General features: G+C 71.8%; 11 protein-coding genes and 1 pseudogene. 10 read left to right on the forward strand and 2 right to left on the reverse strand.

Going from position 1 to position 13846, the window contains the following annotated elements; translation table 11 throughout:
- Positions 1-39 precede the first annotated feature (39 nt).
- From E1267_RS23910 to E1267_RS23950, 9 genes are all read left to right on the forward strand, one after another.
- On the forward strand, positions 40-1323 hold the full coding sequence (locus E1267_RS23910; protein WP_132335121.1) for an ABC transporter substrate-binding protein: 1284 nt from the start codon (positions 40-42) through the stop codon (positions 1321-1323).
- Positions 1320-2300, forward strand: coding sequence for a carbohydrate ABC transporter permease (locus E1267_RS23915; protein WP_132335123.1), 981 nt, complete (start codon positions 1320-1322; stop codon positions 2298-2300). Before E1267_RS23910 ends, E1267_RS23915 begins: the two co-directional genes overlap by 4 nt.
- Positions 2297-3118, forward strand: a complete 822-nt coding sequence (locus E1267_RS23920) for a carbohydrate ABC transporter permease (RefSeq protein ID WP_132335125.1) — start codon at positions 2297-2299, stop codon at positions 3116-3118. Before E1267_RS23915 ends, E1267_RS23920 begins: the two co-directional genes overlap by 4 nt.
- 24 nt (positions 3119-3142) lie before the next feature.
- Positions 3143-3385: a hypothetical protein gene (locus E1267_RS23925; RefSeq protein WP_132335127.1), complete on the forward strand. Its 243-nt coding sequence runs from the start codon at positions 3143-3145 to the stop codon at positions 3383-3385.
- 54 nt (positions 3386-3439) lie between these two features.
- Complete coding sequence (locus tag E1267_RS23930; protein WP_132335129.1) at positions 3440-4384, forward strand: cucumopine synthase-related protein; 945 nt, start codon at positions 3440-3442, stop codon at positions 4382-4384.
- Positions 4381-5475: an NAD(P)/FAD-dependent oxidoreductase gene (locus E1267_RS23935; protein ID WP_132335131.1), complete on the forward strand. Its 1095-nt coding sequence runs from the start codon at positions 4381-4383 to the stop codon at positions 5473-5475. The genes E1267_RS23930 and E1267_RS23935 overlap by 4 nt, the downstream gene beginning before the upstream one ends.
- A gap of 3 nt (positions 5476-5478) precedes the next feature.
- Positions 5479-6699, forward strand: a complete 1221-nt coding sequence (locus E1267_RS23940) for a cytochrome P450 family protein (RefSeq protein ID WP_132335133.1) — start codon at positions 5479-5481, stop codon at positions 6697-6699.
- Positions 6700-6841: 142 nt separating this feature from the next.
- Positions 6842-8032, forward strand: a complete 1191-nt coding sequence (manA, locus tag E1267_RS23945; protein WP_342774873.1) for a mannose-6-phosphate isomerase, class I — start codon at positions 6842-6844, stop codon at positions 8030-8032.
- A 67-nt stretch (positions 8033-8099) separates the two neighbouring features.
- Positions 8100-10415: an ATP-binding protein gene (locus E1267_RS23950; protein ID WP_132335135.1), complete on the forward strand. Its 2316-nt coding sequence runs from the start codon at positions 8100-8102 to the stop codon at positions 10413-10415.
- A gap of 199 nt (positions 10416-10614) precedes the next feature.
- Here the strand turns inward: E1267_RS23950 and E1267_RS23955 are convergent, their stop codons facing one another.
- A complete protein-coding gene (locus E1267_RS23955; protein WP_132335137.1) occupies positions 10615-12192 on the reverse strand; it encodes an FAD-dependent oxidoreductase in 1578 nt (525 codons plus the stop codon).
- A 90-nt stretch (positions 12193-12282) separates the two neighbouring features.
- Between E1267_RS23955 and E1267_RS23960 the strand changes: the two genes are divergently transcribed.
- Positions 12283-12864 carry a helix-turn-helix domain-containing protein gene (locus tag E1267_RS23960; RefSeq protein ID WP_132335139.1) on the forward strand — a complete coding sequence of 194 codons (582 nt, stop codon included), beginning with the start codon at positions 12283-12285 and terminating at the stop codon, positions 12862-12864.
- Positions 12865-12897: 33 nt separating this feature from the next.
- Here the strand turns inward: E1267_RS23960 and E1267_RS44540 are convergent.
- Positions 12898-13846 (reverse strand): annotated as a pseudogene (locus tag E1267_RS44540) (DUF11 domain-containing protein); the annotation flags it as partial.

Raw genomic sequence — 13846 nt, forward strand, 5'->3', positions numbered from 1 at the left:
CGGCACCGATCTCACCCCCCTCAACGAGAGGTGGCCCCGATGGACAGACCACTCAGCCGCCGCGGACTGCTCAAAGGCTCCGTGCTCTTCGTCGCCGGCGCCGCCGTCTCCGCGTGCGGTGGCGACCCGCTGGCCAAGACCAAGACCTCACCCGCCGCGGGCAACGCCAAGATCACCTTGAACCACTGGTACCACGAGTACGGCGAGGAGGGCACGCAGCAGGCGGCCCTGCGCTACGCCGCCGACTTCACCAAGGCCAACCCCGACATCGCGGTCAAGGTGTCCTGGATCCCCGGCGACTACGGCACCAAGTGGACGGCCGCCGTCCTGACCTCCGACGGCCCCGACGTCTACGAGGTCAACGACGTCAGCCCCGACATGGTCAAGGCCGAGCAGGTCACGCCGCTCGACGACGTCCTCGGCGCGGAGAAGTCCGACTTCGACGCGAAGGTGCTGGCGCCGTACACGTGGGGCGGCAAGGTCTACGCGGTGCCCATGGTCGTGGACCCGATGCTGGTGTTCTACCGCACGTCGTTGTTCCAGAAGGCCGGCGTGGCGGTGCCGACGACCTTCGCCGAGTTCGCCGCGGCGGCCAGGACGCTCACCGCCGGCAAGCAGAAGGGCCTGTTCGTCGGCAACGACGGCATCGGCGACCTGGGGATGCTGGTGCCCTGGTCGAACGGCAACCTGCTGGTCGAGGACCGCGAGATCGTCTACGACGACCCGAAGGTGGTCGAGGCGCTGACCGCGCTCAAAGGCCTGCACGACAGCAAGGTCACCCTGCAGGGCTACTCGACCGACTGGTGGGACCCGGGCGCGCTGATCACCGGCGCGGCGGCCATGCAGTGGGTCGGCATGTGGGCCGTTCCCGGCATGACGGCGGAACTGGGCGACGACTTCGGCGCCTTCCCCCTGCCGGCGTTCGGGCCCGGCGGCCGTCAGGTGGTCAACATGGGCGGCTGGGTGCAGGTCGTCAACGGCAAGAGCGCCCACCTGGAGGCGGCCAAGAAGTACGTGCGCTGGCTGTGGGTGGAGAACACCGCCGCGCAGACCGACTGGAACCTGGGCTACGGCTTCCACATCCCGCCCCGCACCAGCGCCGCCAACGCGGCGGACAAGCTGCGCACCGGCCAGGCGCAGAAGGTGATGGAGGCCGCGAACACCCACGGCGTCAAGCAGCCCGCCCTGTGGACCCCCGAGGTCCGCCAGCCCTACGACGACGCCGTCACCGCCATCGTCAAGAAGGACGCCGACCCGGCCAAGACCCTGGCGGAGGCGGCCAAGCGGTCCCAGGACATCCTGGACAAGGTGCCCACGCTATGACGACGGCCGCGCCCGCCCGCCCCCGCGCCGGCGGGCCGCACCGCGCTCCCGCGCGGTGGGCCTCCCGGTGGCCGGCCTGGCGCGCGTTCCTCCTGCTCACCCTGCCGATGGTGGCCGGTCTGCTGCTGTTCAAGTACGTCGCCATCGGCTGGGGCCTGCTGCTCAGCTTCAACGACGCCCGCGGCACCATCAGCCTCGGCTCGTGGAACGGCCTGGACAACTACCGGCGGCTGCTGGGCGACCCGGCTTTCACCAGGTCGCTGGTCACCATCCTGGTGTTCACGCTGTTCATCGTCCCGGTGACGTTCGCCCTGGCGCTCGGCCTGGCGGTGCTGGTCAACCGCCTGCGCGGCGGGCGGGCGATCTTCAGGACCACCTTCTTCATCCCCACGGCCGTCTCGTACGTGGTCGGGGCGCTGGTGTGGAAGATGAGCCTGTTCAGCGGCACACCCTCGGGCGTGGCCAACAGCCTGGCCTACCTGCTCGGCTACGAGGACACCATCGGCTGGGTGGCGACCGTGGACCCGCCGCTGTACTGGATCGTACTGGTCACGGTCCGGCTGTGGCTGCAGACGGGCCTCTACATGATCCTGTTCCTGGCCGGCATCCAGCAGATCCCCGCCCAGCTGTACGAGGCGGCGCGGGTGGACGGCGCGCACACCGAATGGCAGCTGTTCCGCCACATCACCTGGCCGATGCTGCGCAACACGTCGGTCGCCGTGACGCTGCTGCTGATCATCAACGCGTTCCAGGCGTTCGACGAGTTCTACAACATCCTCGCCTCCAACCTGTCGGGGCTGGGGAGCGCCGACGGCAGGACACCGCTGATCTACCTGTTCCAGACGGCGCTCGGCGAGCAGAACTACGGCGCCGGATCCGCGGGCGCGTTCATCGTCACCGCGCTGATCGTGGTGTTCACGCTGCTGCAGGGCCGCTTCGCCGGGTTCGGCAGGACCGGAGAGGAGGAGGGGCGATGAGGAAACGGCATCTGGGCTCGTACGCGGCCGCCGTCGTCTTCGCGGTGCCGTTCCTGCTGCCGTTCTACCTGCTGATCCGCAACGCCCTCATGACCAGGCGGGAGCTGGGCTCGCTCGACTGGCAATGGTGGCCGGAGGAGATCAGCTTCCAGGGCTTCGCCGACGCCTTCGGCAACGAGGCGGTGCCGCTGGCCAACGCCCTGTGGAACTCCACGCTCATAGCCGCGATCTCGGCGCCCCTGTCGACGCTCCTGGCGTCGATGGCCGGATATGCGCTGGCCCGCATCCCCGTGGCGGCGTCCAAGCCGGTGTTCTACTTCATCATCGCCACGATGATGGTGCCGGGCGCGGCCACGTTCATCCCGACGTTCGTCGTGGTCGGCTCGATGGGCGGGGTGAACACCCTGTGGGGGCTGATCGCCCCCGGCCTGTTCAGCGCGTTCGCCGTCCTGCTGTTCCGCGGCTTCTACCTGCGTTTCCCCCGCGAGCTGGAGGACGCGGGCCGGGTGGACGGCCTGGGCTTCCTCGGCCTCTACGCCCGCCTGGCGCTGCCGAACTCCGGCGCCCTGTTCGCCTCGCTCGGCATCCTGTCCTTCATCGAGCACTGGAACGCCTTCCTGTGGCCGCTGGTCATCGGCCAGGACCCGGAGTACTGGACCGTGCAGGTGGCGCTGTCCACCAACCTCAACCAGCAGGCGGTCAACCTTCCCGCGCTGTTCGCCGGCGCGCTCGTGGCCATCCTGCCCTTGGTCGCCCTCTTCCTCATCGCGCAGCGCTGGATCGTCAGGGGCGTCCTGCTCTCCGGCATCAAGGGCTGACCACCCGTCCGGGAGGAGAGCGGGGTGGGCGGGTCGCCCACCCACGTGTTCGCCCACGTCGCCATCCTGATGCGCCGGCGGGCAGCCGAAGAGTGCATCGGCGAACTGCGGCGCTCACCCTCTACCGCGAGGGCCCGCGAGCGTTCGGGCCCGCACGGTGGACGGCCTTCCTTCGGCTCCAGGCCGCAGGTGACGGACTTCAGGGAGCGGCTGCTGCAGAGCGGGGCGCTGCTCGGGCAGCACCCAGATGCGGTCATGTCCGGGTAAATACCCTGACCACGCCCTGTATCGCCACAAAATGCGACGATACAGTGACGTACTGTGAACGAGACTAAGCGTGTGGAAATAACCTGGCCCGGCCTCGGCATCACCGTGGCGGCCCAACTCGACGAGCGCAACCCCGCCCTGGCCCAATGCCTGTGGGACGCGCTCCCCTACCGCAGCCTGCAAGGACACGCCCTGGTGGCGGGATACCACCTCTACCACGTGGCCCCGGTCCACTCGCTGCTGCACGCCCCCGCGGAATACCGCGTGGACCGCCGCACCGTGCCCGACGGCACCCTGTTCTGCTCCCGCCTGCAACACCTGGGCATCAAGTACGGCGAACTCACCGAACCCATGACCGCCACCCCCGTCGGCCAGGTCGCGGAAGAGGACCTCGACGCCCTCATTCAGGCCGGCCGCGACGTCTGGAACGCCGTCTACACCACCAAAGAGCCCGTCATCGCCGAAGTACGCCGCGCCGGCCAGGACAGCGGCCACGTCCTGCCCCGCCTGCCCATCGGCGACCCGCAGCTCAACGAACTCGTCAAAGACGTCCACGCCGAGACCGAACGCATCTGGCTCGACCCGCCACGCGAGCTCGTCGCCCTGCACGAGGGCCGCATCCCCTCCGGCGCGGGCAGCTACGAGACCGTCCTGACCACACTCCTGTTCGTCAACGGCGAGACCCGCCCGCTCGGCTACAGCTGCTACGGCGGCCTCGTCCGCGCCGCCCTCGACGGCATGCCCATGCCGTGGCTGCGCCAGATGACCCGCCAACTCGCCGCCACCCCCGCCGAGTTCCTCGGCTACTGCGGCCTCGACACCCTCTGGGACTTCACCCAGCGCCTCCTGTCGGGACTCGAACGCCTCGACAGCCACGAGGACTTCATCTCCGTCATGGCCCACATGGCCCTCTACTGCAACTGCCTGGGCGGCTGGAACCTGCACCTGTTCCCCTGGCAGGCCGGCGAAAGCCTGCGCGTCGTACGGGAGCCGGCATGAACGGCGGCCCCCGGGTGGTGGTGGTCGGCGGCGGCGTGATCGGCCTGTCAATCGCCTACCACCTGGCTGAAGCCGGCGTCGACGTCACCCTCCTCGAACGCGGCACCCTCGGCTCCGGCGCCTCCCGCGCCACCGCCGACGTCGTCCGCTCCTACTTCGCCGGCAACCCCGTCAGCTCCGCGCTGGCCGTACGGAGCCTGCAGGCCTACCACGCCTTCCCGGACCGGCCAGGCATCGACCTGCCCCTGCGGCAGGTCGGCTACCTGGTCCTGTTCACCGAGCCGGAACAGCTGTCCGCCTTCCAGGCCGACCTGCCCGCCCAGCACGCCGCCGGCGTCGACGTCCGCCTCATCACCGCCGAGGAGGCGCGCGAGCACAACCCGCTCGTCGGCGGCGACACACCGCTGCTGGCCGCCGCCTACTCGCCGCAGGCCTACATCTCCGACACCACGGCCATCGTCACCGCCTACGCGCAGGCGGCCGAGAAGGCCGGCGCCGTCCTGCGTACCGGCTGCCCGGTCACCGGCATCGACGCGCAGGCCGGCCGCCTCCGCACGGCCAGCGGCGAGATCGGCGCCGACGCGATCATCTGCGCCGCCGGCGCCTGGTCGGCCTCACTCGTCCGCTGCGCGGGCGTCGACCTGCCGCTCACCGAACCCATCGAGCAGGAACTGCTCACCACCGACCCGCTGCCGCCCGGCACACCCGACGTGCCGGTCACCCTGCACGCCGCCACCGGCCTGCTCATCCGGGTCCGCGACGACCGCATGCTGATCGGCATGGGCTACCCGGGGCCCGACCGGGAGGCCTGGCGGCGCGACGTCGCCCGGCGGGTCTCCGAGGTCTACCCGAGCCTCGCGGAGCTCACGCTGCACACCGCCGTCACCGGCCTGCGCGACGCGAGCCCCGACCGCACCGCCTTCATCGGCCACCAGCCGGGGCCTCCCGCGTTCCTGTACGCCACCGGCTTCTCCGGCCACGGACTGTGCAACGCGCCCGCCGCCGGCGAGCTGGTCCGCGACCTCTACCTCGACCAGGACCCCGGCTTCGACGTGACCGCGCTCGCGGTCGGCCCACGACGAACGGGATGACCCATGACCGACCACAGCCGCTTCATCCTCGACCCGGCCACCAGCGACCTGCACGGCGACGACGACAGGCTGCGCGCCGCGGGACCGCTCGTCCCGGTAGACGCCGAAGGCGTGCACACCTGGGCCGCCACCCGCTACTCCACGCTGCTGGCCGTACTGACCCACCCGGACCTGTCCAGGGAACTGCGCTACTGGAAAGACCGCGACAGCGCCCCGCCGGGCACCGCCATCACCCGCATCGTCACCGACACCTCGCTGCTCAACGCGGAAGGAGACGAACACCGCCGGCTACGCGCCCCGCTGACGCCCGCCTTCACCCCCCGCCGGCTCAAAGGGCTGCGCCCGAGGATCGAGGAGCTCACCGCCGCCCTCATCGACCGGCTCGCCGCCATGCCGCCCGGCCGGCCGGTCGACATGCGCAAGGAGTACGCCTACCCGCTGCCCCGCGACGTCATCTCGGACATGATCGGCATCCCGGCCGCCCACCAGGAGAAGCTCCACGAGCTGACCGACGCCGTCGCCCAGGTCGGCGGCAGCCTCGACGACACACCCGACCTGCGCCAGGCCCTGCACGTGCTGCTCGGCCAGATCATCGACGAGCGGCGCGACAGCCCCGGCGAGGACCTCATCACCGACCTCATCACGCTGCGCGAGCAGGACGGCGGCAGGCTCTCCAACGACGAGCTGTTCGCCACCATCGAGCTGCTGTTCATCGCCGGCCACGTCACCACGGTCAACCTCATCACCAACGCCATCGGCGCCCTGCTCCACGTACCCGACCAGGTCGAGCTGCTGCGCACGGGCAAATGCCCCTACAGCGCGGCCGTGGAGGAGACCCTGCGCTGGGACTCGCCGATCGCCTACTTCCCCATGCGCTACGCCCGGCGCGACGTCGAGATCGACGGCGTACGGGTGCGCGCGGGGGAACCTGTACTGGCCTGCTTCGCCTCCGCGGGACGCGACCCCGACCAGTACGGCGAGGACGCGCACCTGTTCGACCTCACCGACCCGCCGGCCACCCACCTGTCCTTCGGGCACGGCCCGCACTTCTGCCTCGGCGCGCCACTGGCCCGCCTCGAGGCCGAAGTGGCGCTGTCGGCGCTCTTCGACGCGTTCCCGGAGATCGCGCCCGCCGTACCGGCGGAAGAGCTGCGCCCGCTGGACACCCTGCTCGGCAACAGCACCCGCACCATGCCCGTGCTGCTCGGGCCGCGCGCCCAGTGACCAGCCCAGGATCCGCCCGGTGATTCGCCGCGGGCCCCCTGAACAGGGGGCCCGCGGCGAATCACCGGCCGGAACGGCACCCGAATACCCACCGCCGCCGGTCGCGTTCTAATCTCCATGGACGACGATTGGAGCCGACGCCGTGCCACACCCCGACCTGCCACCGACCGACGCGCCCATGCGCCTGGCCACCACCATCCGCCCCTACGACTGGGGCTCGGTCACCGCCCTGCCCGAGCTGTTCGGGACGGAACCCACCGGCCGGCCGCAGGCCGAACTCTGGATGGGCGCCCACCCCGGCGCCCCCTCGACCGTCGCCGGCATCCCGCTCAACGACCTCATCACCCGAGACCCCGCCGCCACCCTCGGCGAACGCTCCACCGCCCGGTTCGGGCCCGCGCTCCCCTACCTGCTGAAGGTCCTCGCCATCGAGCGGCCGCTCTCCCTCCAGGTCCACCCGACCACCGAACAGGCCGGGGCCGGGTTCGCCGACGAGAACGCCCGCGGCATCCCCCTCGACGACCCCACCCGCACCTACAAGGACACCTCGCACAAACCCGAGATGGTCTGCGCCATCACTCCCTTCCGCGGCCTGTGCGGGTTCCGTGACCCCGCCGCCACCGCCGACCTCCTCGACCGCCTGCGCCTGCCGGACCTGCGCTCCTGGACCGGCACCCTCCGCTCCGCCGAGCCGCGGACCGCCCTGCGCACCGTGTTCGCGCAGATGCTCGACGACGCGTCCGGGCCGCTGCGCGACCAGGTCGAGCATGCTCTCATCGGCACCGGCGACGACGAACTGGCCCCCTACGCCGGCATCGCCCGCGCCTGCCCCGGCGACCCCGGCATCGTCGCCGCCCTCCTCCTGCACCACGTCGACCTGTTCCCCGGCCAGGCGCTCTACCTCGGCGCCGGGGTGCCCCACGCCTATCTGGACGGCATCGGGGTGGAGATCATGGCCAACTCCGACAACGTGCTGCGGTGCGGCCTCACCACCAAGCACGTCGACGTCCCCGAGCTCATGCGCGTCGTCGACTTCACGCCGGCCGGCCCGCACCTCATCCACCCCGGCCACGACACCGCCGGCGAGCACCACTACCGGCCGCCCGCCCCCGAGTTCGCGCTCATCCGCTACGACCTGACCGGCGAAGCCGCCCACACCCTGCCCGGCGGCGTGCCGCGGATCGTGCTCTGCCTCGACGGCGAGACCCGCCTGGGCGAGGGCCTCACCCTGCGCCCGGGGCGGTCGGCGTTCGTGCCGGCCGCTGCCGCGCCGGTGCGGGTTTCCGGTAAGGGTACGGCGTACTGCGCCGAACCCGGCGCCTTTACATTGTAGATTTTGAATTCCGGAGCACGACGAGGGTCGGCCGAACCCGGCTTGACCTGGCACGTTACTGTGAACCATGGTGCCGAAACGGACCGAAGGCAACCTGCCGCTCGAACTGTCGAGCTTTGTCGGCCGCCGTCACGAGCTCGCCGAGGCGCGGCGGCTCATGACCCAGACCCGCATGCTGACGCTGACCGGCGCCGGCGGCGTGGGCAAGACCAGGCTCGCGCTACGCCTCGCCGCCGACGCACGCCGGGCGTTCCGTGACGGCGTGTGGCTGGTCGACCTCGCCCCCCTGCACGACGCCGAGTCCCTCGCGCCCGCCGTCGTCGACGCCCTCGGGTTCCGCGACGAATCGCCGCGCCGGCCCGACTCCGGCCTGGCCGAACTGCTGGAGTCCCGGCAGCTCCTGCTCGTGCTGGACAACTGTGAGCACATGCCTCTGCCGGTGGCCGTACTGGCCGGCAAGCTGCTGGGCGCGGCCCCCGAGCTGCGGATCCTCGCGACCAGCCGGGAGACCCTCGGCGTGGAGGGCGAGTGTGTGTTCACGGTGCCGCCGCTCACCCTCCCCCTGCCCGGGCAGTCAGCGGACCTCAGCGAGGCGGTGACCCTGTTCGCCGAACGGGCCGCGGCCGTACAGCCGGGTTTCACCCTCGGGGACGACGGCGAGCGGGTCGCCGAGCTGTGCCGGCGGTTGGACGGCCTCCCGTTGGCCATCGAGCTCGCCGCGGCGCGGCTGAGAGTTCTGCCCGTGGCCGAGATTCTCGACCGGATGGACGACCGTTTCCGGCTCCTTGCCGACCGCCGGCAGACCGCCGTGCCCAGGCACCGGACGCTGCGCGCGGCGATCGACTGGAGTTACGACCTCTGCGAGCCCGCCGAACGCGTTCTGTGGGCCCGGTTGTCGGTGTTTCCCGGCGAGTTCGGCCTGGAGTCCGCCGAGCAGGTCTGCTCCAGCGACGAGATCGCCCCGGACGAGGTGTTCGATCTGCTGGGCGGACTGCTGGACAAGTCGATCCTGACGCGCACGGAGCGGGCCGGACGGGCGCGATACCGTCTGCTCGACAACATCCGGGAGTACGGTCGGGACATCCTGGCCGGCTCCGGCGAGGAGCCCGCGCTGCGCAGGCGGCACCGCGACCACTATCTGAGCCTGGCGCGACGGGCACGGCAGGAGTGGTTCGGTCCTGACCAGGCGGAGTGGGTCACCCGGCTCCAGTGCGACCAGGACGGAATCAGGGCCGCGCTGGAGTTCAGTCTCGGCGAGCCCGGCGAAGCGCCCGCCGCGCTGGAGATCGTCAGCTCGCTGTGGAACTACTGGCTCTTCACCGCCGGCTCGTTCGGCGAGGGCCGCCGCAGGCTGGCCCGAGCCCTGGAGCTGGCTCCCGAGGCCACCCCGATCCGCGCCGACGCGCTGTGGGTGGCGGCGTGGTTCGCCCTCAGGCAGGGCGACGTGGACGCGGCCAAGCCCCTGCTCAGCGAGAGCCGCGACCTCGCGCAGCGGCTGGATCTCCCGGCCGCGCTGGCGAGCGTCACCCATTTCTCCGGGCTGGCCGCCCATCTGGGAGGCGAGCACCAGGAGGCCCTGGCGCTCCTGACGGAGGCGCGCGAGCGCTACCTCGCCGCCAGCGACCAGGCCGGAGTGTGGATGACCCTGTTCCACCTGGTCATCGTCTACTCGGCGTCGGGCGACACTGATCAGGCCGCTGCATACGCGGCGGAGTGCCTGGCGATGTGCGAGGGCCGCAGCGCCTACCTGTCCAGGTCCAACGCCCTGTGGGTGGCCGGCCTGGCGCACTGGTTCCAGGGAGCGCAGGACCAGGCGGCGGCGCTGGTCAAGAAGGGGCTCGACGTCATGCGCCGCCACGACGACCGGTGGGGCGTCGCCGAGAGCCTGGAGGTGCTGGCCTGGATCGAGGCGGCGCACGGCCGGGAGGAGCGGGCGGCCACCCTGTTCGGCGCCGCCTGCGCGACCTGGCGGTCGATCGGCACGGCGACGCCGGGGCTGCGGTCCTTCACCGACTTCCACAACCTCTGCGAGACGCGGGTGCGCGACGCCCTGGGCGGGGACGCGTACCTGAGCGCCTTCCGGCGAGGCGCCGGCCTGTCCCTCGACGAAGCCGTCGACCACGCGCTCGACGTCGACCGGAGCCCGCCGGCGCAACGCCGGCGGCCCTCCGTCCTGACCCCCCGGGAGCAGGAGGTCGCAGAACTCGTCGCACAGGGGCTGAGCAACAAGGAGATCGCCGCCAGGCTGGTCATCGCGCAGCGCACCGCCGAAGGGCACGTCGAGCACATCATGACCAAGCTGTCTCTCTCCTCCCGGGTGCAGGTCGCGACGTGGTTCACCACCCACGGCCGCAGTCACTCTCGTAATCCGCCCGGTAGGTGACGTCTTCGAGGGAAGCGAGCACCTGACAGGTGGCGCGCGGATGCCGGACGTTGTCGTCCCTGATGGCAGTCGTCTCCGGTGACAATGGGCTTCCCGATCACACCTGGGCGGGTCAGGGTCACCTCCCACCCATGCCGTTCCCACCGTGTCATCCGCCAGGACGCACAGCTCTCTGCCCTCCTCGCCGCGCGCCGGCCTGTCAGGGGAGGCGGCGGACCTTCAGCACGTTGTCGGTGCGGGTGCCCGGCCGGCCCTCGTGGTCGTGGTGGCTGCGCTCGTACTCCTCGCTGCGCAGCACCTCCCACTCCCCCTCCGGCAGTTCGAGCGCGTCGAGCACCTCCTGTGTGGTCGGGAAGTGCACCTCGGGCATCGGGTCGTGCTCCCAGCTCGGCCAGCCGCCGTGCCCGAGGACGAGCAGCACTCCGCCGGGCGCGACGGCCGCCGCCGCGGAGCGCAGGATCTTCTCGCGCGGCAGTTCGCCCTTCGAGTGCAGGTACGAGGCCGAGACCAGGTCGTACCGCCCGTCGGGGAAGGTTTTGCCCAGGTCGTGGCGCTGCCAGTCGATGCGGTCGGCCACCTCCGCGGCCTTGGCGTGCTCGGCCGCCCGGTCGAGCGCGACGCGGGAGATGTCGGTGGCCGTCACCCGCCAGCCCCGCTCCGCGAGCCAGATCGCGTCGGCGCCCTCGCCGCACCCGAGGTCGAGCGCCCGGCCCGGCTCCAGGTCCGCGGCCTCGCGCACGAGCATGATGTTGGGCTTCCCGCTCCAGATCTGCGGGCGCTCGCGGTAGAAGCCGTCCCAGAACTCCTCCGGGGGGATCTGGCCGGCCGCGTGCGCCCGGTGCACGGCGACGGCCTGGCGAGTCTCCCCGGCGATCAGGTCGGCGTTGATGGCCGCGCCCGCCCGGACGCCCGCCGCGGCCGAGCCGATGACCTGCTCGACCAGGTTGGTCACGTTCCCCGCCACCCACACGCCGGGCACGTTGGTCGCGCCTGTCGGGTCGGCGGGGACGTGGGTGCCGATCACGTGCCCGAGGGTCTCCTGCTCGGCCGTCTGCACCCCCAGCCCGGCGAGCACGCCGGAGCGGGCGATGAGCCGGGTGGAGACGGTGAGGGCCCGGCGCGGCACGACCGCGCCGCCGACCCGCACGCCGCTGAGCCGGCCCTCGGTCAGCTCCAGCCCGGTGATACGCCCTTCCACGACCGTGATGTCCCTGGCGACGAGTTGCTCGGCCTCCTCCCCGCCGAACTCGGGCGCGGTGTGGCGGAAGAGCGTCACGTCCTCGCTCCACTGCCGCCACAGCAGCGCCTGGTGAACGGCGAGCGGGCCGGTGGCGATGACGCCGATCGCCTGGTCGCGCACCTCCCAGCCGTGGCAGTACGGGCAGTGCAGCACGTCGCGGCCCCACAGCCCGGCCAGCCCGGGGATGTCGGGCAGCTCGTCGACCAGGCCGGTGGTCACCAGCAGCCGGGCGGCCTCGACCTGCGACCCGTCGGCGAGCCCGAGCCGGAAACCCCTGCCGACGCGCTCGGCGGTCTCGACGGTGCCGGTGACGATCTCGCCGCCGTACCCGGCCACCTCCTCGCGGCCGGCCGCGAGGAGGTCGTGCGGCGGCACGCCCTCGCGCCCCAGGTAGACGTGCACGCCGTCGGCCGGCGCGTTGCGCGGCCGGCCCTCGTCGATCACCAGCACCCTGCGGCGCGCCCTCGTCAGCGTGAGCGCGCCGCTCAGTCCGGCGGCGCCGCCTCCGATGACCACCACGTCATATCTCGATTCCATTGCCGCTCCTCCTGTCCGTGTGGTGCGGCCACTGTCCGCGACGCGACCCCAACATGACAAATTTCATTGCCGAAGTGGCAAAGTGGGACCATGGAACTCGATGAAGTGCTGCAGGCGGTGGGTCCGCGGCTGCGGGCGCTGCGGCAGGAGCGCGGCGTGACGCTGGCGCAGTTGTCGACGAGCACGGGGGTCTCCGTCAGCACGCTCTCACGCCTGGAGGCCGGGCAGCGCAAGCCGACGCTGGAGCTGCTGCTCCTGCTGGCCAGAGCCCACCAGGTGCAGCTCGACGAGTTGATCGACGCGCCCGTCACCGGCGACCCCCGGGTGCACATGCGGCCGGTCAAACTCAAAGGGGGCAGGACGTACATCCCGCTGACCCGCCGGCCGGGCGGGTTGCAGGCGTTCAAGCAGATCTACCCGCCGCACTGGCCCGGCTGCGAGCTGGAGCAGCAGGTCCACGAGGGTTATGAGTGGCTGTACGTCCTGTCGGGGCGGCTGCGGCTGCTGCTCGGGCGGCACGACGTGATCCTCACCCCGGGCGAGGCGGCCGAGTTCGACACGCGGACGCCGCACGCCTTCGCCAACCCCACCGACGAGCCGGCCGAGGTGCTGGCCCTGTTCGGGCCGCAGGGCGAGCGCATGCACGTCAGGGCCAAGCCCGCCCCCGCATGAGGGCGGGCAGGTCCGCCCGCGGGGCGGAATGGCTCAGCGCAGGACGCGGATCCTGAGGGACGCGGTGGTGCCGCGCGGTTCGGGGTTGAGATGGGTACGCTCGACGGCCGCGCGGAAACGGTGGCTGCCGGGGGCGGCGTCGCCGGCCGCGATCCGCAGGTTGAGCTCCACCGTCTGACCCGGGTAGATGGCGTCGACCATGCAGGTCACCTCGCCGTACGACCCTTCGCAGTCCGATTCCGAGCCGGGCACCAGGCGGAACCCGCGCGGCAGCCGGACGGTGACGGGCACGCCCGCCGCGCCGCTCAGCCCGCGCATGGCGACCGTCAGGGTGGCCGTGGTGCTCTCCCCCTGCTCGATCGTCCCCTCCGCCACGTCGGCGCTGATCGACAGCTGGTCGTGGACGCCGTGGGGGTCGGCCGCCCGGACGACGGCGCCGTAGGAGTCGATGCCCATGGCCGTGGCGGTGGTGCTGCCGTTGTCGCCGTGGTGCGACCGGCCGGTCGACGTCACGCCGACCAGGCCGCTGCCCGGGGCGCGCAGCATCCACGGTCCGCCGTTGCCGCCGTCGGCCGACTCGCAGTTGTGGGTGGTCAGCCCGCCGAAACGTACGTCGTGGCTGCGCGGCTCGTAGGGGCGGGACGGCCGGGTGCGGCCCTGGCACCACCGCTGGTCCTTGCCCTGGTAGGCGCGGTCCTTGTGCACGGCGGGGTAGCCGAGCGTGTTGACCCTGAAGCTGCCTCCCTGGTTGCGCAGCACGGTGTAGGCGCCCACCCGGTCCTGCAACGTCTGGTCGGTGTAGATGTTCTCCACCCTCACCAGCGCGACGTCGTACGGGGAGTTGGCGTCCCCGCCCTCGTGGCCGGTGTAGGCGCTCGGCTTCCACGCGCGCACCGCCCCCCAGCGGCTGTACGGCTCCCGTTCCCCGCCCCCGTCGTAGCCGGGCACGAACAGCAGGCGGCGGTGCCAGCCGTGCCCGTGC

Origin of the sequence: Nonomuraea longispora (genome assembly GCF_004348345.1) — a bacterium.
Taxonomy (GTDB): Bacteria; Actinomycetota; Actinomycetes; order Streptosporangiales; family Streptosporangiaceae; genus Nonomuraea; species Nonomuraea longispora.